The 21,195-nt window shown below is 67.2% G+C and carries 18 protein-coding genes and 1 pseudogene; 7 read left to right on the forward strand and 12 right to left on the reverse strand.

Features of this window, described 5'->3' with window-relative positions:
• The first annotated feature begins 41 nt into the window (after positions 1 to 41).
• From LY12_RS17245 to LY12_RS17270, 6 genes are read left to right on the forward strand one after another with little or no spacing between them, the layout of a single operon-like run.
• Complete coding sequence (locus tag LY12_RS17245) at positions 42 to 557, forward strand: P-loop NTPase family protein (RefSeq protein WP_253857974.1); 516 nt, start codon at positions 42 to 44, stop codon at positions 555 to 557.
• Positions 554 to 1,366 carry a class I SAM-dependent methyltransferase gene (locus LY12_RS17250; RefSeq protein WP_253857976.1) on the forward strand — a complete coding sequence of 271 codons (813 nt, stop codon included), beginning with the start codon at positions 554 to 556 and terminating at the stop codon, positions 1,364 to 1,366. The genes LY12_RS17245 and LY12_RS17250 overlap by 4 nt, the downstream gene beginning before the upstream one ends.
• Positions 1,363 to 2,142, forward strand: coding sequence for a phosphotransferase (locus LY12_RS17255; protein WP_253857978.1), 780 nt, complete (start codon positions 1,363 to 1,365; stop codon positions 2,140 to 2,142). The genes LY12_RS17250 and LY12_RS17255 overlap by 4 nt, the downstream gene beginning before the upstream one ends.
• A gap of 4 nt (positions 2,143 to 2,146) precedes the next feature.
• Entirely contained in the window at positions 2,147 to 2,809 is a 663-nt protein-coding gene (locus LY12_RS17260) for a histidine phosphatase family protein (protein ID WP_253857980.1), read from the forward strand.
• A complete protein-coding gene (locus LY12_RS26140) occupies positions 2,806 to 3,657 on the forward strand; it encodes a phosphotransferase enzyme family protein (RefSeq protein ID WP_253857982.1) in 852 nt (283 codons plus the stop codon). Before LY12_RS17260 ends, LY12_RS26140 begins: the two co-directional genes overlap by 4 nt.
• 21 nt (positions 3,658 to 3,678) lie before the next feature.
• Positions 3,679 to 4,992: a UDP-glucose dehydrogenase family protein gene (locus LY12_RS17270; protein ID WP_253857984.1), complete on the forward strand. Its 1,314-nt coding sequence runs from the start codon at positions 3,679 to 3,681 to the stop codon at positions 4,990 to 4,992.
• Positions 4,993 to 5,231: 239 nt separating this feature from the next.
• Here the strand turns inward: LY12_RS17270 and LY12_RS17275 are convergent, their stop codons facing one another.
• The 6 genes from LY12_RS17275 to LY12_RS17300 form a co-directional block, all read right to left on the reverse strand.
• Positions 5,232 to 6,017, reverse strand: a complete 786-nt coding sequence (locus LY12_RS17275) for a cytidyltransferase (protein WP_253857986.1) — start codon at positions 6,015 to 6,017, stop codon at positions 5,232 to 5,234.
• Between the two features lie 83 nt (positions 6,018 to 6,100).
• On the reverse strand, positions 6,101 to 6,955 hold the full coding sequence (gene catA / locus LY12_RS17280) for a catechol 1,2-dioxygenase (protein WP_253857988.1): 855 nt from the start codon (positions 6,953 to 6,955) through the stop codon (positions 6,101 to 6,103).
• 4 nt (positions 6,956 to 6,959) lie between these two features.
• The gene (locus tag LY12_RS17285; protein WP_253857989.1) at positions 6,960 to 8,522 is read right to left on the reverse strand and encodes a 4-hydroxyphenylacetate 3-hydroxylase family protein; all 1,563 of its coding nucleotides are present in this window, start codon (positions 8,520 to 8,522) and stop codon (positions 6,960 to 6,962) included.
• Positions 8,523 to 8,563: 41 nt separating this feature from the next.
• Entirely contained in the window at positions 8,564 to 9,124 is a 561-nt protein-coding gene (locus LY12_RS17290) for a flavin reductase family protein (RefSeq protein ID WP_253857990.1), read from the reverse strand.
• A gap of 83 nt (positions 9,125 to 9,207) precedes the next feature.
• On the reverse strand, positions 9,208 to 10,140 hold the full coding sequence (locus LY12_RS17295) for an alpha/beta hydrolase (RefSeq protein ID WP_253857992.1): 933 nt from the start codon (positions 10,138 to 10,140) through the stop codon (positions 9,208 to 9,210).
• 33 nt (positions 10,141 to 10,173) lie between these two features.
• A complete protein-coding gene (locus tag LY12_RS17300) occupies positions 10,174 to 11,835 on the reverse strand; it encodes a flavin-containing monooxygenase (RefSeq protein ID WP_253857994.1) in 1,662 nt (553 codons plus the stop codon).
• A gap of 177 nt (positions 11,836 to 12,012) precedes the next feature.
• Here LY12_RS17300 and LY12_RS17305 point away from each other — a divergent pair, with 177 nt between their 5' ends.
• A complete protein-coding gene (locus LY12_RS17305; protein ID WP_253857996.1) occupies positions 12,013 to 14,550 on the forward strand; it encodes a LuxR C-terminal-related transcriptional regulator in 2,538 nt (845 codons plus the stop codon).
• A gap of 639 nt (positions 14,551 to 15,189) precedes the next feature.
• Here the strand turns inward: LY12_RS17305 and LY12_RS17310 are convergent.
• The 6 genes and pseudogenes from LY12_RS17310 to LY12_RS17335 all read right to left on the reverse strand — a co-directional run bounded on the left by LY12_RS17310 (position 15,190) and on the right by LY12_RS17335 (position 21,170).
• The gene (locus tag LY12_RS17310) at positions 15,190 to 15,570 is read right to left on the reverse strand and encodes a DUF397 domain-containing protein (RefSeq protein ID WP_253857997.1); all 381 of its coding nucleotides are present in this window, start codon (positions 15,568 to 15,570) and stop codon (positions 15,190 to 15,192) included.
• Complete coding sequence (locus LY12_RS17315) at positions 15,567 to 16,442, reverse strand: helix-turn-helix domain-containing protein (RefSeq protein ID WP_253857999.1); 876 nt, start codon at positions 16,440 to 16,442, stop codon at positions 15,567 to 15,569. Before LY12_RS17315 ends, LY12_RS17310 begins: the two co-directional genes overlap by 4 nt.
• Before the next feature lie 1,909 nt (positions 16,443 to 18,351).
• Positions 18,352 to 18,465 (reverse strand): annotated as a pseudogene (locus LY12_RS17320) (transposase); the annotation flags it as partial.
• A gap of 97 nt (positions 18,466 to 18,562) precedes the next feature.
• On the reverse strand, positions 18,563 to 19,171 hold the full coding sequence (locus LY12_RS17325) for a hypothetical protein (protein WP_253858001.1): 609 nt from the start codon (positions 19,169 to 19,171) through the stop codon (positions 18,563 to 18,565).
• On the reverse strand, positions 19,168 to 20,436 hold the full coding sequence (locus tag LY12_RS17330) for a hypothetical protein (protein WP_253858003.1): 1,269 nt from the start codon (positions 20,434 to 20,436) through the stop codon (positions 19,168 to 19,170). Before LY12_RS17330 ends, LY12_RS17325 begins: the two co-directional genes overlap by 4 nt.
• Complete coding sequence (locus LY12_RS17335) at positions 20,433 to 21,170, reverse strand: ABC transporter ATP-binding protein (protein ID WP_253858005.1); 738 nt, start codon at positions 21,168 to 21,170, stop codon at positions 20,433 to 20,435. Before LY12_RS17335 ends, LY12_RS17330 begins: the two co-directional genes overlap by 4 nt.
• Positions 21,171 to 21,195: the final 25 nt, after the last annotated feature.

Raw genomic sequence — 21,195 nt, forward strand, 5'->3', positions numbered from 1 at the left:
GTCAACACCGCCCACTCGGATCCGATTCCGGAGGGAACCCCGTGCAGAAGATCGCCATCTGTGGCTGTGGCGGATCAGGCAAATCCGCCCTCGCCCGCCAGCTCAGCACCCGTCTTGATCTCCCCGTCACCCACCTCGACATGGTCTATTACGACCAGGACTGGAACCCGCTGAGCCAGGAGGAGTTCGCAGCCGTCCAGCGACAGCTGGTCGCAGGCGAGGAGTGGATTCTCGACGGCAATTACGCCTCGACCATGCCCATCCGGCTCGCCGCAGCCGACGTCGTGATCTTCCTCGACATCCACCCACTGGTGTGCCTGTGGGGCATCCTGAGGCGCCGCAGGCAACACCGCGCCTCGGACGAGCTCTCGCGCCACCTGCGCGGGAACCTGAACTGGGGCTTCGTCAAGTACATCCTCGGCTACCGCAAGACCATGCGCCCGAAAGTGCGGGCGCTGCTCGACGAACACGCCGCGGGCACCGTCGTCACCCTCACCAGCCGCCGCGCCGTGCGTCGCTACCTTGCCACCCTCTCCACAGGCCCACGCCGATCATGACTGAATCCACCAACCCGTTCCTCGACGAGCGCCGCCGTGACGCGCTCTACGGGGACGCGAGCCGGCTCACGCAACGCACCGCAGCGCTGCATAGCGCGAAGTTCGAGGGTGAACCGGTTGCGAGTGTCATCGCGGGTTTCGGACAAGTTGGCCCCGGTCATCTCCTCGACGTCGGATGCGGACGAGGTGGTACGACAGCACACCTCGCGCGGCGATGGTGGCCGCGGCGGGTCACCGCGCTGGACGCGTCACCAGCTTTGTTAGCGGAAGCCCGCCGCCGCGTCTGCGACAACGTTCCCGACGGCGAGGCCCGCGTCGGTTTCGTCGCGGCCGACTTCCACGACATTCCACTGCCCGACGACGACTGCGACGTCGTCGTCGCCGCGTTCTGTCTCTACCACTCGCCGGCACCGGAAACCGTGCTCGCCGAGTTTCGCCGCTGTCTGCGCCCGGGCGGCCGGGCCATCCTCGTCACCAAATCCGCCGACAGCTACGCGACGCTCGACGAGCTTGCCGCCGCGTCCGGGCTCGCCCCCGACGCCCGTAGCCGGTCGTCGCTGTATGACAGCTTCCACAGCGGCAACGCGGAGTCCGTGGTCTCGGAGGAGCTTCGTGTCCAGGCCGTGCGTCACGACCGCCATCGGTTCCAGTTCGCTGACGCCGACCATCTCGCCGCGTACCTCGCGACGAACCCCAGGTACTCCCACCATGCCCCGGAAAGCCTGGCAGAACGGTTCACTTTCGTCCTGAATGGACACGGAGTAACGACCGAGTCCACCGTGACCTACGTCGTGGCGAGCGCGACATGACACCACGCACCTTCCGTAAGACGTTCCGCGACGCCGCCAGCGCCAGTGCGGCCATCGAACACCACCGATGGCTCTCCGAGCTCGACGCAGACGTGGATCTACCCGTGGTGGTTCAGAACATCGGCACCGTGGTCGACTTCGAGTTCGTTACCGGACCCACCGCGACACCACGAGACGCCGCCGTCGTGGCCGAGACGCTCGGGCGAGTGCACCGAGCCGCGTGGGACGCCGGGCTGGACCGCGTCGACGTGAACCAGCCGTATCTCCTACCGAGCGGGCACACGATCTCCGGATTCGCCCCGCCGCGCCGGGACCGCCTGCGTACGGCCCTCGCGTCCGTGTCGAGCCCACTGTCCGGCGATATCGTCGACCGCTGGCTCGCCGCGGATCTACCCGCTGCCCTGTACAAGGACGCCAACCCACGCAACGTGATCATCTCGCCCACGCGCGGTCCCGTCCTGGTCGACTTCGACACCCTCACACTCGCCCCCATCGGCTACGACCTCGCGAAATTCATCGTCACCCTCGCCATGACCTTCGGTGACCGCCCCCGCGAGCTAGTGCTCAACACACTCGAGACCTACCGCACAGCGATGGGAATCAGCGCGGCCGAATGCCCGCTGGAATACGTCCAAGTGTGGGCCGAACTCCACCACCTACTCACCGCCCCCTGGATCGGCCGCCACTACACCCACAGCTGGAAACACACCCGCCCCTGGACCGCTGGTGACGTCGTCGTAGCCGCCCGCACACCACTGCCATCAAGGAGTCGATAAGCGCATGCCCGTCACCACCGAGCTCATCCTCGCGCGCCACGGCGAGGCCCACTGCAACGTCGCCGGCATCGTCGGTGGCGAAGCGACCTGCACAGGCCTCACCGACCAGGGCCACGCTCAAGTCCGCCGGCTCGCCGTCCGCCTCGACCAGGAACACACCACCGCGCCGATGAGTGCCCTCTACACAAGTCCACGACGACGGACCGTCGACACCGCCGCGCACCTCGCGGACCAGCTGAACCTCGAAACCCGCGTCGAGCCCGCCTTGCGCGGCCTCGACCACGGCGAGGCCGACGGACGGCCGTGGACGGCGATCAAGCGACGCTTCGGTGGCCGACCCCAGCAGTACCCGCATCGGCCCATCGCCGCCGGGGCGGAAACGTGGAACGCGTTCATCTCGCGCTGCCGTGCCGTGCTCCGCAGGATCCTCGACAAGCACGAGGGCGAACGTGTCCTCATCGCGGCCCACGGCGAAACCATCGAAGCCAGCTTCGCGTTGTTCCTCCCACTCCCGCTCGACGACACCGAGCTGGCAGGACAGATCACCGGTCATTCGTGCTTGACGCGGTGGCAGCGTCACCGCAACACGTTCGGGCACGACGTCTGGATGTTGGCGGGCCACAACGACACGAACCACCTTCGCTCACCGATGGAGGTGATCACGTGAGCCACGAATCCGACAAACTTGCGCGCCTCCGTGACCTCGCGGAGTCCGCGCTCCACACGCCCGTAGAGATCGCTACCGGTCAGCTCGGTCATGCCACCGGCACCGTGGTGAAAATGCGAGGACGCGGCGTCGATCTCATCGCCAAGCTGCACCGGTCACCGTCCCTGCATGAGCGGGAGGTGCACGCCTACCGCGCGTGGACACCGCACCTTGGTTCGGCTGCCCCGGAGCTCATCGCCGTAGCACCCGAGCTGCACGGGATCGTCATCACCGCACTCCCAGGAACGCCGCTGGACACCCAATCGCTAGGCCCCGACGACGAACGCGACGCGCATCGCGATGCTGGCCGCATCCTCGCACGACTGCATTCCCTTCCCGCTCAAGCCGCCGCCAGCGACATGACCGACTACTTGGCCGACCGTGGCGAACACTGGCTCGCTCGGCTCGGCCACCACATCACCCAGCACGACGCCCACCTCGTACGCGAACACCTTCGTCTTCTCCGATCAACCACGCACGCCCGCGTCGCGCCTTGCCATCTGGACTTCCAACCACGAAACCTGTTGTGGCACACCGACCGACGCACCCGCGTCATCGACTTCGAGAACAGCCGCGAAGACCTCGCCGCCCGAGACCTGGCACGCCTCGCGACACGAATATGGCCCCAGCGGCCAGACCTGCGCGAGGCGTTCCTCGACGCCTATGGCCCGCTGGACACCAACGACACCGCCGTGCTGCACCACGTCACGGCCCTCGAAGCCGTCACGAGCATGGCGCACGGACTCCAACACGGAGACGACTACCTCGTCGACCTCGGCCGCCGACTCCTCGCCAACCTCGGCCACTGAGCATTGACGGGAGCACACCTCATGGAAACCGTGACCGTCCTCGGCGCCGGCTACGTCGGACTAACCACCGCAGCATGCCTGGCCCACCTCGGCCACCGCGTCCACGCCATCGACGCGGACGCCGCGCGGGTTCACCGGCTCCAAGCTGGGGAGATCGACCTGCTCGAACCCGGCCTTCCCGAGATGGTCCGCGCACACCAGCAGACCGGTCACCTCAGTTTCTCCACTGACCCCGGGAGCCGGATCGGCGGTTCCGACGCCGTCTTACTCTGCCTGCCAACGCCAGCCCGTGTCGATGGTTCCGCCGACCTCGCAGCCGTCCGGAGTTGGCTGCCACATCTGCGTCGACACCTCTCGCCCGGCCGGCGGATCATCCTCAAATCCACCGTTCCACCAGGCACCCAACGGCAGCTCGTCACCGTCCTCGATCGCCCCGACATCGCGATGATCAGCAACCCCGAATTCCTCCGCGAAGGACACGCGATTCACGACTGGCTGAACCCCGACCGCATCGTCATCGGCGCCGACGAACCCGAATCGACCCGCTACCTGTCCTCCCTCTACACCAGCCTCGACGCCCCAGTCGTCGAAACCGACCCGACAAGCGCCGAGCTCATCAAGTACGCGGCGAACACCTTCCTCGCGCTCAAGATCACCTACGCCAACACCCTGGCCGAGCTCTGCGAACACATCGGCGCCAACATCACCGACGTCCGCACCGGCATCGGACACGACCCCCGCATCGGAAACACTTACCTGGACGCAGGCCCCGGCTGGGGCGGTCCATGTCTACCCAAGGACGTCCGGGCACTGGTATCGACGGGCACCCGCACTACGACGGACCTCGGACTGCTCCACGCCCTGCTCGAAACGAACGCATATCACCAACGACGCATCGTCACCCTTGTCGAGCAACTCCTACCGCGTCCGCTCACCGGTGCGCGGGTCGCCGTACTTGGTCTCGCCTTCAAGGCCGCGACGAACGACCTGCGTGACTCCCCAGCTCTACATATCGCCAACCTGCTGGCGGCACGTCGAGCCCACGTCACCGCGTATGACCCCGCTATCGACGCCTCCGCCACGCCGACAGCCGGTCAGCTCACACTCACGGAAAGTGCAACCGCGGCAGTCGCGGGCGCCGACGTGGTCCTCGTACTGACGGAATGGCCGGAATTCGCCGAACTGCCGTGGCACCACCTTGCTAGGGACATGCGAGGCGACGTCGTGCTCGATACTCGTGGAAAACTCGACCGTACGCTCCTGCGAGGGGCCGGTCTTCACCTCCGGACGCTCGGTGAACCGTTCAGCGAGATCGCGGCAGCAAGAACCGCATAAGTGTCTAGGCTGCCGAGTACCGTCTGGCACCGCCGTCGAGCCGGTTGAGGTCGCCAGCAGATCGGGAGCGCGATGCCGCGACGCATATCCCTGTTGTCAGCGCCGATCCCGATCGAGGCGACGTGCCGCTACGAGGTCGCGGCTCGACTCGGTATCCTGACGATCATGCCGGTCAGATACCCGGCGCCGGCCACCGCCCGTACCGCGAATACGACCCCCGCGTTGTCGATGCCCCGGGCTTACGCTTCTGCGACGAGGTCGACCTCGATGTGCCCGCCCTCCGGTACGCCGTCACCCCGCACCACGACACACGACGCCGTGACCTCGACGGCCACACGCGGGCCGTCGGGCAGTCTCCCGGCGTACCGTCCGGCCGGAGGCATGGCCGCGTAGTCGTCCACCTTCAGAACTCCCTCGACGAGCGGGCCTTCGAGCCGGTGCGGTCGGCCGAGCGCGCGCTCGGCCGCCGCGAGGTCGCCATCCCGCACGCAGGTCCGGATGTACGTTGACGAGCACGGGGTGTCGCCGGCGACCGACAGCAGCTCGACGCCCTCTACGGCGAACCCGTGCCGCGCACCCGCCTCCCGTAGCGTTTCGACGTCACCGGAACCGCGACGGCCGAACGTGAAGTTTGCCCCAACGACCACGGACGCCGCGTGCAACCGCCCCACCAGTACGTCGGACACGAATTCCGCGGGCGACAGGTCCGCGAACGCCCGACTGAAGGGCAGTACACACACCTCGTCCACACCCTGGGACCAAGCGAGCCGGGCCCGCCGCTCGGGGCTGCACAGCGCCGCCGTGTCGCGCGTCGGTCCGACCACGCGTCCGGGGTGCGGGTCGAAGGTCACCAACACCGTCGGCAGCCCCTGGGCACACGCCCGTTGCAGCACCCGGGCGTGGCCGCGATGCATGCCGTCGAAGACCCCGAGAGTCACGGAACGTGGCTCCAGGTCGGCGGGCACGTCGGTGAGTCCCCACCACAGCGTGCCCGCGCGCTCGGCCACTCCGGCGGTTCGGGTCATTACACCTCCTCGGATCGATCCACGTCCTCAGGCGCTGGGGTGGGCACGACGCGACCAGCGCCGCGCCCACCCCAGCGGGCCGGTCATCCGGCCGGTTCGAGCACGAAGTCGTACTCCGACCGGAGGGTCCCGTCACCCTGCGACTGCGGCGCGAGAACCAGTTCGGGCTTGGTGGCCTGCGCTACGTCGGAGTCGAGCCAGTCGCCGCCGGAGAAGTACAGCTGCGTCGTAATGCTGCGGAAGCCGGGAGCCCGCACGACGAGGTGCAGGTGCGCCGGACGCCACGGATGCCAGCCCGCGGCCTCGATCAGCGCACCGGTGGGCCCGTCGGTCGGGATCCGGTAAGGCGCGGGTTGCACCGTGCCGATCTCGAACCGGCCGTCGGTATCAGCCTCGACGACCCCGCGCAGGATGCCGTCGGGCAGGTGCGGTGCGAACCCGGAGTAGTAGCCGTCGTCGTCGGCATGCCAGATGTCCAGCTCCGCGCCGACCACCGGGTTGCCGTCGACGTCCCGCACCCGACCCGCGAAGACCAGCGGTGTCCCCTTCTCGTCGGGCCGCATGGGGAGCTTCGACGTCGACGGCAGCCGCACCTGGCCGGGCAGGTAGTACGGCCCGAGGATGCTGCCCTTGGTGCCGCGCTGTGCGCGAGCTGCCACCTCCTCGACGGTGTGCTCGACGAAGACGTCGAGGAACAGCGGCCACTCCCCGCCCTCACCGACCTCGATGAGCCATGCTTTGGCGGCCTGGAACTCGTCGTAGGTCACCTCGCGCGAGCGGATGGCGTCGTGGATGCCGGCGAGAACGGAGCCCACCACGTCGCCGACCCGCTGCGGTGAGATGTCGGTGGTTGTCGACTCGCGCCTGGCCACGCGAAACGCCTCGGTCGCGGACGTTCCGGAGTCGACGGCACTCGGAGACTGCTCGGTCATGGTCATCGGTTCACCTCCGCAGGCTCACGTCGGAGGGATTGATCAGGTCCGGCACCGTCCAGCCGTCGAGGTCGTACTCGGCCATGCACTGTTCGGCGAAGCCGGTCATCGAGTCGGCTGCGCCTGACTGTTGAGCGTTGAACAGCATCTCGGCCCGCACGCTCTCGTGGTTGCCGGAGTAGTTGCGTTCGTAGAGCTCGTGGCGGCCGCCGAACTCGCTGCCGATCGAGTCCCAGATCAGCTTCATCAGCTTGACCCGTTCGACCGAGTCCATGCCGTTCGAGCCGCGCACGTACTTGTCGAGGTAGGGCCGCACCTCGTCCGAGTGGAAGTCGTCCGAACTCGACGGCAGGTAGATGAGGCCGGAACCGAGATCCTGCATGATGATCTCGCGGATCCTAGGGTAGCCGACGGTCATGAACCAGCGGTAGGCCAGTCCGTAGTCCAGATGAGGCAGTACCGCCCCGTCGACCCACTGGTCGGGGTTGGCCGCCATCGCGTCGGAGAGCGCCCAGAACATGTTGCGCCAGCCGATGACCTCGCCGACGCGCGTCTGGATACCGCGGAAGTCCTTGGTGCCGGTGGCGGCCACACCCTTCATCAACAGGCCTGCGAGAAAGTCGAGCTTTACCGCGAGCCGCGTCACGCCGTGGAACGTGAAGCGGTGCAGGAAGCCGGATCCGGGAAAGAACGTCGAGGCCTTCTCCGCGTCGCCGTAGATGAACACGTTCTCCCACGGGATCTTCACCCTGTCGAGCACGAAGATCGTGTCGTTCTCGTCGAATCGGGACGACAGCGGATAGTCGAACGGCGACGACATGACGTCGGAGGTGTTCGAGTACGAGTTCCGGCAGATCAGCTTCATCCCCGGTGCACCCATCGGGACGGTGCACACGAGCGCGAACTCGCGCTTCTTGATCGGCAGTCCGTAGTGGGCGATGAAGTTGTAGTTCGTGATCGCCGATCCGGTCGCGACGACCTTGGCACCCGAGACGATCAGGCCGTCGTCGCGCTCCTCTTCGACATGGATGAACACGTCCTTGATCTCGTCCGGGTTCCGGTCGCGGTCCACGGGCGGGTTGATGATCGCGTGGTTCCAGTACAAGACCTTCTCCTGCGACTCGGTGTACCAGCGCCGTGCGTTGTCGGCGAACGGCTCGTAGAAGTTCGCGTTGGCACCCAGGGTCCCGAGGAAGGACGCCTTGTAGTCCGGGCTGCGGCCCATCCAGCCGTAGGTCATACGTGCCCACTCGGCGATCGCGTCGCGGTCGGCGAAGAGGTCGCCGCTGCTGCGCGGGGTACGGAAGAACGGGTGCGTGAAGCCGCCGTTGCCGGTGTCGGTCGGCGTCGTGAGCTTGTCCCGGCGGTCCGGGTCGTGCATGGCGTCGTACAGCCGCGCGGTCATCCGTACGGAGTTGCGGAACGCCGGGTGCTCCGTAACGTCCTCGACCTTGTCTCCGTAGATGAACACCTCGCGGCCGTCGCGAATGGACTCGATGTACTCCTCACCCGTCATCGGACGGGTGGTGCGCTGCTGTTCCGCAGCCGCCGGCGCTTCCTGCTCAAGTGTCATCGCCTACTCCTTTTCGTGGTTGGAACGGTGGGATGCGGCCCTCACGCGGGAATGCGGGAGAACGCCACGTCGGACGGCAGCCCGAACCAGCTCGCCTCGGGGCAGTCCATGGACGCCACCCAGTGCGGCTGGGAATCGACGGTGCCGAGTTCGTGGAATCGACCGCCGAAGAACAGCAACGGCTCCGCGGATCCGAATTCGATGTCTGCCACCTCGCCGAGTACGAGCACGTGGTCACCTCCGTCATAGACGCGCCACGGCCGGCACGAGATCGTCGCCGCGTTGCCCAGCAGCACGGGCGCCGTCGGGCCGTGAGCCCATTCCGGTGGCCGCTCCTGCGGTTTGCCCGCGAAATGCCAGGCGACGTGCTGCTGTTTGGCCGACAGGATGTTCACGGCGAACGGCGCGTCGGTGAGATACCCGCCTGCCTTGGACGTACGGGTCAACGTCACCTGGCACAGCGCGGGTTCGAGGGACACGGCCGTGAACGCGTTCACCGTCGCCCCGTGCGGGGTGCCGTCCGGTGCTGCGCAGCTCACCACGGTCACGCCGGTCGCGAACCGGCCGAACCCGTCGCGTACGAGGCGGGGGTCGAGTGTCATCGCGGATACCTCCATGCCGCATCGACGTGTGGAACCGGCGGTCCCGGCCGCGGGGACGACCACGGCCGGGACCGCCGAAGCGATCACCGGAGTCGGTCGCGGAGGAAATCGACGGCGGCACGGTGCAGTTCCTCGCTGCGCGGCACGGCACCGGACATCCAGAACACGCCGTGGACGAGGCCGTCGAACCGGCGCACGGTCGCCTCGGCACCCGCCTTTCGCAGGGAGTCGCCGAACTGTTCCGCCTCGTCCCGCAACGTGTCGTACTCATTGGTGAGGATCAGCGTCGGCGCCAGCGAACCGAGCGATGGTGCCCCGGCGATGTTCAGCCGCGGATCGGCAACGTCATCGGGCCCGTTGACATACTGCGCTCTGAACCACTCCAGTGCAGCCAGGTGGATGATGTAGCCCTCGGCATACTCGCGCCGGGACGCGGTGTCGGCTGCCGGGTCGATGAGCGGGTAGACCATGACGTGCGCCGCTACGTCCGGTCCACCCGTTTCGCGGGCGCGCAGCGCGGCCGACACGACGAGGTTTCCGCCGACGCTGTCGCCGAGCACGGCCAGCCGTTCCGGGTCGCCGCCGTACGATCCGATCTCCTTGCCGACCCACTGCAACGCCGCGAAGACGTCGTCGTGTGCAGCGGGGAACTTCGCTTCCGGGGCACGACGGTAGGTGACCGTGACGACGATTGCGCCGAGGTCGTCGGCGAGGAATCGTGCCGGCGAATCGACCACGTCGAGGTCGCCGCCCACGAAGCCACCGCCGTGGGCGTAGAACACGACCGGCAGCGGCGCGCTCGTACCGGTGTCGGGAACATAGATGCGCGCACATTGGCCGGCCTCGTCGCCGTACGAGACGTCGACGACCCGCGAGACCTGTGGACCCGGCTTCTGCAAACCAACGAAACTCTCGACGGCCTCGCGGGTTGCCGCGACGCCGACCTTCTCGAACGACTGGAAACCCTGTTGCTGCAATCCGTTCAGCAGCTCCTGAACGGCGGGGTCGAGCGGCATGCGACTACTCCTTCGTAGACGGTGAAGTGGTGGTCAGGCGCCGACGAGCGTGCGACCCTCGGACAGCCGGAATCCCTCGTAGCCGTGTTCGACGACCTCGGCACACTTGGCGCGGTAGGCCGGCGCACCGCCGAGGTACACGAGCACACGCTGAGGCTTACCGGGCACGTTGTTGCCCATGTACCAGGACGTCGGCGAGTTCGGCAGCAGCGTCGCCTGCGCAAGCTCGTTGGTGTGCCGTACCCATTCGGCCTCGGCTTCGGCCGTCGGCTCGATCACCGAGAGGCCGCGTTCGGACAGGTGAGCGATCGCGTCGCCGAGGAAGTCGACGTGGTCCTCGATCGCCAGCGGCATGTTGTAGAGCACCGAGGGGCTCTGCGGGCCGGTGATCATGAACAGGTTCGGGAACCCGTGCGACATCAGGCCGAGATACGTCTGCGGCCCGTCGGCCCAGTGGTCGGCCAGCGCGCGACCGCCGACGCCTGTGATGTTCATGGCCAGCAGCGGACCGGTGCACGCGTCGAACCCGGTGGCCAGGACCAGCACGTCGAGCTCGTGCTCGGTGCCGTCGGCCAGCAGTACGCCGTTGGGCGTGACGCTGACGATCTCGTTGGACTTGACGTCGACCAGGTGGACGTTGTCGCGGTTGAACGCCTCGTAGTAGTCCGTCTCCAGCGGCGGCCGTTTCGTGCCGTACGGGTAGTCCCTGGGGCACAGCAGCTCGGCGGTCTCCGGATCGTCGACACGCTCGTGGATGCGTTCGCGGATGTACTCGGCGACGGTGTCATTGGCGCGCTGATCGAAGAGGATGTCGCCGAACGCGTCGATGAACAGCCGGAAACCGCCTCGACTCCACCGATCGTCGAACACCTGCCGGCGCTCCTCGGCCCCGACCGCCAGCGCGGACGGCTGCACGTCGGAGTACGGCACGCCCAGGAAGTGGTTTCTGGCGGCGTCCCTGAGCTGCGGGTACTCGGCCTTCTCCCGTGCTTCCTGCTCGGGGTCGGTGGGGTGATTCCCGATCGGAGTCGCGTAGTTCGGCGTACGCTGGAAGACGGTCAGCGTGCCGGCCGTCTTCGCGATCTCCGACACGGCCTGGATACCGGAGGATCCGACGCCGATGATGCCGACCCGCTTACCACCCAGGTCGGGTTCCTCGTGCGGCCAGTTGCCCGTCATGTAGACCGGGCCCGCGAACGTGTCCACGCCGGGGAACTCCGGCTTCTTCGGCACCGACAGTGTCCCTGCACCCGACACGAAGTAGCGGGCCCTATGGACGGTCCCGTCGTCGGTGCGCACCTCCCACCTGCTCGCGGTCTCGTCCCACGTCACTGCGTCGATGCGGGTGTTGAACCCGATGCTGCGGCGCAGGTCGAACCGGTCGGCCACGTGGTTGAGGTACTCGAGGATCTCCGGCTGGGCGCAGAACCGCTCCGTCCAATGCCATTCGTGTTGGAGGTCCTCGTCGAACGAGTACGAGTAGTGCACGCTCTCGATGTCGACGCGCGCACCCGGATAGCGGTTCCAGTACCAGGTGCCGCCCACACCTCCGGCCGCATCGAACGCCTGGACGTCGAGCCCCATCCGGTTGCGCAGCTTGTGGATCGCGTAGAGCCCGGCGAATCCGGCGCCGACGACGATCGCGTCGTGGTCGTGGTCGTGGTCGTGGTGGGTCCTCGTCGTTGAAGTCGCCACGGCAAACCTGCCTCTCTCGAGTGGTGACCGACTTTGTGCAGGTCAGACTGCGGTGGCCAGTGGGGCTGCGACAGGGCGAGATCACCCCATTCACCACCCCATTGGCCCGTCGGCCGTTACCCGGGTGGCCCGGTACGTGCGATCCTGCTGGGACGCACGACGGCACGAGGAGGTGTCATGAGTGGTGCCGGGTCCACGCTCGCGTCGTTGACGAGCTTCGTGGGCAGGAGGGGTGACCTCGCGTCTCTGGGCGAGCAGGTTCGGGCGTCGCGGCTGGTCACGGTGACCGGGCCCGGCGGGGTCGGCAAGACGAGGACCGCGACGGTCACGGCCGACCGGCTGCGCTCGACGTTCGCCGACGGCGTGCACGTCGTCGAACTCGCCAGTGTCACCGACGCCACCCAGCTCGCGCCCACGGCCGCGACGGCGCTCGGCGTGGCAGACCAGTCCAACCGTGCCGCCGTCGAACGGATCATCACCCACCTGTCCGGCCGCGACACCTTGTTGCTGTTGGACAACTGCGAACACCTGCTCGAAGCCTGCGGCAGATTCGTGACCACCCTGTTGGAGGAACTGCCCGGACTCAGAGTGATCGCAACGAGCCGGGAGCCGCTGGGGTTGAGCGCAGAACAGGTGCACCTGCTGGGACCGCTGGCCGTGCCGACCGAGACCGATATCTCCAGTGGCGGTTCACTCGACCACGTACCGGCCGTGCAGCTGTTCCGCGACCGCGGCCGCAGCGCCGTTCCGGACTTCGAGGTCTGCGCGCACAACCGCGATGCCGTCGCACAGCTGTGCCGGCGCCTGGACGGCATGCCGCTCGCGATCGAGCTCGCCGCGGTGCGACTGCGGTCGCTGTCGGTCGCGCAGATCGTCGAGCGCCTCGACCACAGATTCCAGCTGCTCAGCGCGGGCAACCGCGATTCGGACCCGCGGCAGCGCTCACTGCGTGCGCTCATCGACTGGAGCCACGAGCTCTGTGACGACGACGAACGACTGCTGTGGGCCCGGCTGTCGGTGTTCCCCGCGGCCGCCGACCTGGAGAGCATCGAGGACGTGTGCGGGTTCGGCGCGCTGGCGGACCACCGGCTGCTCGAAGCCGTCGACGGTCTTGTGAGCAAATCCGTCATCACCGTGGAACGGCGGCACGAACAGGTGCGCTACAGCCAGTTCGTCACGTTACGCGAGTACGGGGCCGAGCTACTGGAACAGTCCGGTGAGGCGGAGACGCTGCATCGGCGCCACCGCGACCACTACACCCGGCGCGCTTCGCACATGGTGGACCGGTGGTGCGGGCCGCACCAGGCCGAGGACTTGGCCCGGCTGCGCGACGACCATCCGAATCTGCTCGTCGCGCTCGCATGGTCGGTGGAGACCCCGGGTGAGGCAAGGCCCGGAGCGCACCTGGCCTCGCTGCTGCGCTATCACTGGATCGCGGGCGGATTCCTCACCTACGGCAGGCGCTGGCTGGAGCGGCTGCTCGACCGGCTCGACCCGGACGTGCCGGAACGGGGCCACGCGCTGTGGGTCGCGGCGTGGGTGGCGCTGATCCAGGGCGACCGCAATGTGGCGCGGCGCTACCTCGGTGAATGCGGCCGACTCGCCGACCGGCTGGATGACCACGCCATGCGCGGGCACACGGCCCACTGGCGCGCACTGCTGAACCTCTTCGAGGGTGATCTACTGCCCGCGATCGTGCTGTACGACCAGGCGATCTCGTGGCACCGGTCGGTGGGTGATCTGGGCGCCGAACTCACGGCCGGCTACCAGCTCGCCATGGCGCAAACCTACGCAGGACGCACCGAGGAAGCGTTGCGCACCTGCCACGACGTCGACGTCCGCGGACTGGAACACGGCGAGCTCTGGGCCCGCGGTTACGCGTTCTGGGTGCGCGCGATCTGCCAGGTCCATCTCGGTGACCGCATTGCGGCACGGGAAGCGATCCGCGTGACGATGGACATCGAGCGCGAGTTCCGCGACGGCGTATGCACCGCGCTGACCACGGAAGTCGCGTCGTGGGTGGCGGCCTCGTACGGGCACTTCGAGAACGCGGCTGCGCTGGCGGGAGCCGCAGGTGCGGTGTGGCGGCAACTCGGCACGAACCTCGCGGCCTTCGGCCCACACGCGTCCGCGGACGGCCGTGCGCACGGCGCCCGCATCGACGACCAGCTGGGACCCGACCGCGCCGACGCCATCCGGGCACAACACGCGAACGTCTCGGTGACCGAGGCCGTCACGTTGGGGATTCGGCTCGCCGACAAGGCGGGAGAACCGGCACCACCGCGTAACGCCGTAGGGCGGGCAAGCGCCGGGCCCGAGAACCTGCTTCTGCGGGGCGGGCTCGCCGCGGCCGCCGCCGGAGCCGACGCTGGCACCGGGGAGAATCTCACAGCGGGGCCGGCGGCCACTCGTTCGGCGGCATCCGACGGCGTCGCTCCGGCGGGACGCAGACCGTCCCGGCACGCGGTGCCCAAACGCCCGGTGCCAGAGCGCGCGGTGCTCGGTGATTCGGCGTGTACACCCGAGGTTGCGTTGACCAGGCGAGAACAGCAGGTGGCAGCACTTATCGCTGACGGTAAGAGCAACAAGGAAATCGCAGAGAGCCTGACGATCTCGCATCGCACTGTCGATGGCCACGTCGAACGCCTCCTGCGCAAACTCGACGTTGCTTCCCGAACGCAGATCGCTTCGTGGTTCGCCACGTTGCCCAGGTGAGCCGGGCGGCGACGAGGCCTACGGATATGGACCCGTCGGTGTTCCGGCCACCGTGCTGCAGGGGTGTGCTTGTGGTGGGTCGTGCCGCCGTACGTGCCGACGGCACGTACGGCGGAAGGTGCGGTTTCTGACGCGGGATGGTTGCTCCCGCGCCACACCTCGACCATGTCGGCTAACGCGGCCTCCATACTCTCCCGCATCGCGCTGGCCTCACCTGTGGACGCGTCATTATTCGTTGGCTCGGTTTCACCGGCCTCTCCACCGCTCCGGCACCTGATCAACCACGCCCACAGAGACAGCACCGCGGCGACAGCGGACGCCGACGACACCCCTGTATCGACCGGAATGACCGGAAATCCCTACCTCGCCACGACGCTACCGCCCCGCGATATGCGCAGCGACAGCGTGCTGGCCACCTCGGCCGCACGATCTTGTAGGCCGTGAACGCTCGGTGAGCCGTGCGTCGCACTGACTGCAGCGAGAAGTGCGTAAGCGGTCTCGGCAGTTGCTGTGCGTTCACACGAATCGACCCGCGCAACTCGGCCACTGTTTCAAGACCGTGCGTGACGGTCCGCAGCGCCGTTTACCCGGCGGTCAGGCCTTGGTTCGCCGTCCTTTCATGCGCTCCGTGACGGCCGTTCAAACTGCCAGCCGACCGCCCATGGGCAGATCGAACTCGGAGCCGTGTACTCCTGCAGCGAACGCGGACCATTCACCTGCGGTGTAGGAGAGGGTGCCGGCTGCCTCGTGGCGTGTCCGCAGGTCCACCGCCCCGTCGGTGTGGACGACGATCTCGATGGCCGGGTTGGAGCCGGCTGGGACTCGCCCCGTGACTTCGTCGAGGAGGTCGGCCCAGTCGCGAGCCGGCACGCTCAGGACCGGACCGGTTCCGTGGTCCTTGGTGTCCCGGATATGGACGACATCGCCGCCGAAGCTGACCTCGACGCATTCCTGGGACGGGTTGCTGAACGAACTCTTGAACCAGCTCTGTGCCGCGCTGGCGGAGTGGGTGTTGTTCACGGCTGTCCCTCCATCTCTTTGCGGACCTCGTGGATCATCTCAAGCGAGGCGTCGAGATCCAGCGCACGGTCGATAGCCTCGTCCAGACTCGCGCTCAGCTCGCGAACGATGTGCGGTTTGTCGATGAGTGCGCCGGTGGTGACGGCTTCCTGCCAGACCATGTCCTGCAGGAGCTGGGAGTGGAACGAGAGGATCGTCAAGCCACCGCCGATGACGGGGTGCGCTCCCGCGCCGTAGGGCATCACGTGGATCTTGATGTGGTCACGGCGTTCCTCGGCCAGGCTCGCCAGGCGGGAGAGCTGGTGGACCATGATGTCGCGGCCGCCGACCTCCTGCCGTAGGGCCGTCTGGCCGATGACGACGGTGAGGTCGATCGGATCCGGCCCTTCCAGCCGCGTCTGCCGGGCGAGTCGGGATTCGATCCGTGGGCCGACGTCGACCGGTTTGATGTAGGGGGAGCCGCCGCGGATCATTGCGCGGGCGTAGTCGGCGGTTTGCAGCAGACCGGGAATGGTCTCCGCGGTGTACTGGCGGAAGGCCCTGCTGCCGGCCTCCAAGCCGATGAAGCGAAGGAACTCCTCCGAGTACAGGCGGGCGTAGTCGTCCCACCATTCCCGTCGCTCAGTCTGGCTACGTAGAGCCTCAAGTTCGTCGGTCTGCTCGTCGGACAACCCGTAGGTCCGGGCCAACGCTTCCAACTTGGGTGCCGTCAGTTTGCGCTTGGCGATCTCGATCGACGACAGGTTGTTGCCGCCGATGCCGGTTTCCTTGCCCACCGCGCTGAGCGTCAAGCCCAGCTGCTCGCGACGCTCGCGCAGCCGTAGGCCCAGTTCGAGCGCTTGCACCGTGCTCGAAGTTGGCGCGTTTCCCATCAGCGGCGCTCCCTGCAGGTTCTGAGTACGTCATGCACCGAAACCAGTATTGCAGTCGCGCATCGGGAAGTACACACGATTGGAGCATACCGTCATGAGTACTCTCACCATAATCTGAGTGTACTCACGATGATACATCCGATCATCTGAGTACATGCTCGGACGTGGTTGATACGGAGGAGGTGACCGCGATGACCTTCAACGGCTACTGGCTCGTTGTCCCGACACCGAAAAACTCCGATCGTTCTCGGGTTGGACAGCTCAGTCAGCACCGACGCGACTCCCGCTCATGCGGCCGCCCCGGCGCAACGTCTGCGCCGTCGCCAAAGCCAGAGAACGCAGCAGCGGCGGTGAATGAACGGCACCACGGGAGGCCCCGACCTCCGGAAACTCACCCATCCGAGCTCCCTGACCGATCCGCTGCCGCGTGCGCGGCGGTCCCCCGCGTGGATCGGACAGGGCTCGACCATGGCGGCCCCATCGATGCCCCGAACTCTGTTGGGGCCGCCATGGTCTCGATGACACCCGGCGGGCGGACGCCGACCCCGACCTCCGTCTGCCCGCTGGGGCCCAAGGTCGCCCCCGCGGCGTGGTGGGAACCATGAAGCGGCGCAAGCTTCTGAACAGCGTCCTGGCAGTGCTCGAGCGCGCTGGATGGAGAGCTTCGGACACCTGGACTGTGCGCTGTCACAACGAACAAGGCCGCACAGTGACGTTGCAGGTTGGTGTAGCCCTCGACGGGATCACGATCACGCCATCCTCATCAGGACGACTTACGCTCACAACAGCCGAAACCGGCCAGCTGCGCGCGGCCCTCCGTGACGCATTGTCCGCACGTGCGCCCCTTGTTCCTGAGGGGGCGCCGCTACCGCGCCGTTCCAACACGTTTGACCAAGCGCACCCGCGCGCCCTGGACGACGCACCGCCGCGAGTGCGGCGTTACCTCGCCACGCCGAGCCGGACCGAAGGCACCACGTTTCCCGGCACCGCAAGCGACCCGCCTCGTTGGCCGGGCAGCGATCCGGCTCGCACCTTCATCCGGGCAGCGTGAGCTGCCAAAGCCACAGGCGGCACCTCACCGGAAACCGCCAGAGTTCTCCATCACCTATGGAAGGCCGCCCATGCACATCACCTTCGGCAAAGTCACGGAGACCACGCCCTGCCCCGGCGTACACAGCGCCACCCTGAAGCACTATCCGCGCACCGTGGCCGGCCGGCCCGTGACGATGCCCTACATCAGCAACGGACTGTGGGACCAGCATCAGATCGTCATGCCATCGCTGTGTTCCCGCAAGTATCTGATTCCACCGGACGTTGACGACGATCCAGAAGTTCCTGTGTGCGTGGAATGCAGAGATCGACTCGCGAACGCTCACGAGTCCCGCGTCTCACCGCGGCCGCGTGTACCTACGCCGGCGACCATCGCGTCCTGACCCGTCATGTGCCCCGTGAGTAGCGATTCGCTGTGGGACGCCACGAAATGCGCGACAGTGCAGGAAATCCGGTCGTGACCGCACGGGACCACGGCCCCGGTGGAGTCCACAGCGCAGAGACGATGGAGGCACCCACGATGCCGTTTCTAGCCGCCGAACGGGCACTCCTGGGAGCTCCCGTTGAAGCCTCGCTGACGTCCCCCGAGATCGAAGTGGAGTGGCCCACGGACGATATGGACGACCCACACGGCACGGCACAAGCGCGGCGTTCTGATGAACCCCTCGCCCAACACCGATCAGCACAACAGATGCCCCCAGGACAACCCGGGGACCGATGGCAGCCCCCTCTTGACGGATCCGAGTTGGCGCGCGTCCTTCAGCTGATGCGTAAGAAGTGGAACATGTGACGCCTCGTGCGCCTGCCTCTTGGCAGGGTTGGGGACGAGCGGGTGCCGCCTCATGTCCTGAACTTCGAACGCGCGGTTGAGCTGGCGATCGCCAGTACGGGAAAGTCGGTGGCGAGTCGTGTTTCCCGATGACGCTGGCAGCGGTGCAACGCTGGCCAGCGCAGCGAAGGCGGACTCGGATCGAACGTGTCCGCCGTGAAGGCTGCTCGATGTGAAGGCGTGATTTCCGCGCCGTCCTCGCTGATCAGCTCGGCGCTGTTCCAGCTCGATAGTTGGATTTCTACGCGCGGGCCCGTCGTCGCGCCGTGGAACCCAACGTGCACGCATGGACGATGAGCGCGGCAATCGTGAGTAGACCGGCGGCGGTGGTTCGTGGTTCTGCGGTCGGATATCCGGTGATGGGTAGGAAGGCGATGGCTTCCGGGATCAGGTTCTGGATCAGACCTGAGCCGTACCAGGTCACGACGGCCAGAGCGCCGGCCCAGAGCGGGCCGACAAACGGGGCCACGAGTTGGATCAGGGCGGCGAGGGCCAGCACGTTGGTGATGGCGAACAGCCAGTCGGTTCGCCCGGCCACGTGGGGGATGACGGCTGCTGCACACAACACCGGTAGCGCAACACCGGCCAGAGCTGTCGTGGTGGCGACGAGGCGGGCGCGGTGTCCACCAGCGGCGCATTCCCATTCCCAGAGCCGCGGGCCGGTGATGATGGCGACGACCGTGGCGCAGGCGATGCCGCACAGGTCGGAGATCACGAGTTCGTTCGGCCTGGCCGGCGACAGGTCGATTCGCAGCGTCCAGGTGCCGGCCAGGTAGGTGATCGCGGCCAGGGCAGCCGTGGCCATGAGGGCCCGGTGGGCGGCCCTGGTCGCGAGGATGATGCGGATCATGTGGAGGGCAGGTCCTTGTCGGTGAGGGTGCAGCCTTCCAGTTGGGCGCGGTGGTTGTGGATCCACTGCTTCACTCGACTTTCGTTCATGTTTGCGAAGGCGTCTGTGCTGCGTCCGGTGCGCAAGTAGGTTTCCAGGCCCCTGTAGACCGCGAATGTGTCCTCGTCGGGTCCGGATGCAGAGCAGGAGTGGAAGCCCAACAGTGTGGCGGTCAGTCCGGAGGAGACGGTGTCGACGCTGCCGTCGGCCTTGAGCGGGGCGATCAGGGTGCCGTTGGCCGTGGGGCCGCCCATGGGATGGCTGGGAAGTAAGCCCTGGTCCCAGATCTTCGTGAAGGCGGCAGGTTTGGCGCCGTATCGGTCGAGGACGGGGTCGAACGCAGCGACGAGCTGATCGAGACGTGCAGCGTGGCCGGCATGGACGCAGTACTCGATGCCGCGCTGGGTCAGGCACGAGCGTTGCGGGGCAGGGTCGGCGACGTAGGTGGCGGGCGCGGCGGCGAACGCCGGAATGACACCCACGATCACCGCAGGCATGAGGCACCCGGCCACGATGGCAGCGTGGCCTGCCGGTGCGCGTCGCCCGCGGGCATTCCATCGTAAGAAGGCCGCTGCCGTGCCAGCGCATGCGGTGGCGACGGTCAGGAAGAATACGGTCCGGAACAAGGCGAGGGTGAGCGGTTCGCTCTCACCGAGCAGTGGTTCGTAGCTCAGTTGCGGGACGTACGGTGCTGCCGCGTTGGCGCCGTAGACGGCGACGGCATCCAGCAGGTAAGCGCCCACCGCCACCAGCGGCACCGCAACGGTCGACCCAGTGACGGTGCCCACCGCGTAGCCGAGCGCCGTCGCGGCGGCGATCGCCACGAGGCCGGATGCGATCACCAGCAGGTCGGGCCCGCCAGGCGGATCGGCCAGGGCCGTCAGCACGGTCAGCGGCAACATGCCCACGGCATAGGCACCGACGTACCAAGCGGTCAGCATGCCCAGATGACGAGCGATCACCGCGCCACCCAGGCGGCGAGCGTAGGGCTGGACCCACACGTGGCTCGATCGGTTGAGCCGGGTCGCCCACAAGGTCGCGGCCGCTGCGGCCATGGGGCCGGCGAGCCGGAAGTGTTGGTGCCATTGCGCGTCGGTCAACGACCAGTGCAGATACGGCCACGACCACATTTGCCCGGTCCCGACCAGGGCAACCAGCAGTACCGCAGCGGCAGGGGCCAGAACATACAGCGGATGCAGGGGCCAGAACAGGCGTCGCGGGCTCATCGGTCATCTCCCAGGGTGTCCATGAACGTGCGATAGCCGCGTTCGAGGGCCGACTCCAGTCCGTTACCGGGGTGATTGGGCTGGGCCAGCGCGGAGGTGAGCTCATCGACTGTGCCGTCGAACGCGATGGTTCCTCCGGCCAAGACGCCGACCCTATGACAGAGGAACTGCACGTCGTCCAACACATGCGTGGACAACAGCACCGTGCGTTTGCCCCCGAGCGCAGTCAGCACTTCGCGCACGCGCAGACGCTGGCTGGGATCCAACCCGACCGTGGGTTCGTCCAACACGAGCACGTCGGGGTCGTGGGCCAGACCTGCTGCCACACCCAGGCGTTGCCGCTGCCCGCCGGAGAGCGTGCGAACCCGCTCATGGGACCGGCCGCCGAGATCAACGGCCTCCAATGCGCGCTGAGCCGCCGGTGCGGTCGCGCGCCGGTCCACGCCGTTGAGCCACGCCGCATAGCTGATGGTGTCGATCAACCGCATCTCGCCCGGCGTGGTGAAACGCTGCGGTACGAAGCCCACCCGCGGCGTCTCGGACGATCCTCCGAGCGACACGTGACCAGATCGCGGGCGGCGCATGCCGACGAGAATGGACATCAGCGTCGACTTTCCCGCTCCATTTTCCCCCAGCAGGCCGGTCACCCCGGGGGTGATGCACCAGGTGACATCGCGCAGCACCTGCTTGCGGCCATAGCGAAAACTGACAGAATCTAATCGAACCTCGACCATGAGAACCCCCTCGAAGAATATGGCA

It is taken from the genome of Prauserella alba, assembly GCF_024171735.1.
Taxonomy (GTDB): Bacteria; Actinomycetota; Actinomycetes; order Mycobacteriales; family Pseudonocardiaceae; genus Prauserella; species Prauserella alba.

Coding starts and splice junctions, on each gene's coding strand:
- LY12_RS17325 (WP_253858001.1), bottom strand. CDS start 19,171: ATGATCCGCATCATCCTCGCGACCAGGGCCGCCCACCGGGCCCTCATG.
- LY12_RS17335 (WP_253858005.1), bottom strand. CDS start 21,170: ATGGTCGAGGTTCGATTAGATTCTGTCAGTTTTCGCTATGGCCGCAAG.
- catA (WP_253857988.1), bottom strand. CDS start 6,955: ATGACCATGACCGAGCAGTCTCCGAGTGCCGTCGACTCCGGAACGTCC.
- LY12_RS17255 (WP_253857978.1), top strand. CDS start 1,363: ATGACACCACGCACCTTCCGTAAGACGTTCCGCGACGCCGCCAGCGCC.
- LY12_RS17285 (WP_253857989.1), bottom strand. CDS start 8,522: ATGACACTTGAGCAGGAAGCGCCGGCGGCTGCGGAACAGCAGCGCACC.
- LY12_RS17305 (WP_253857996.1), top strand. CDS start 12,013: ATGAGTGGTGCCGGGTCCACGCTCGCGTCGTTGACGAGCTTCGTGGGC.
- LY12_RS17275 (WP_253857986.1), bottom strand. CDS start 6,017: ATGACCCGAACCGCCGGAGTGGCCGAGCGCGCGGGCACGCTGTGGTGG.
- LY12_RS17270 (WP_253857984.1), top strand. CDS start 3,679: ATGGAAACCGTGACCGTCCTCGGCGCCGGCTACGTCGGACTAACCACC.
- LY12_RS17295 (WP_253857992.1), bottom strand. CDS start 10,140: ATGCCGCTCGACCCCGCCGTTCAGGAGCTGCTGAACGGATTGCAGCAA.
- LY12_RS17260 (WP_253857980.1), top strand. CDS start 2,147: ATGCCCGTCACCACCGAGCTCATCCTCGCGCGCCACGGCGAGGCCCAC.
- LY12_RS17330 (WP_253858003.1), bottom strand. CDS start 20,436: ATGAGCCCGCGACGCCTGTTCTGGCCCCTGCATCCGCTGTATGTTCTG.
- LY12_RS17250 (WP_253857976.1), top strand. CDS start 554: ATGACTGAATCCACCAACCCGTTCCTCGACGAGCGCCGCCGTGACGCG.
- LY12_RS17315 (WP_253857999.1), bottom strand. CDS start 16,442: ATGGGAAACGCGCCAACTTCGAGCACGGTGCAAGCGCTCGAACTGGGC.
- LY12_RS17290 (WP_253857990.1), bottom strand. CDS start 9,124: ATGACACTCGACCCCCGCCTCGTACGCGACGGGTTCGGCCGGTTCGCG.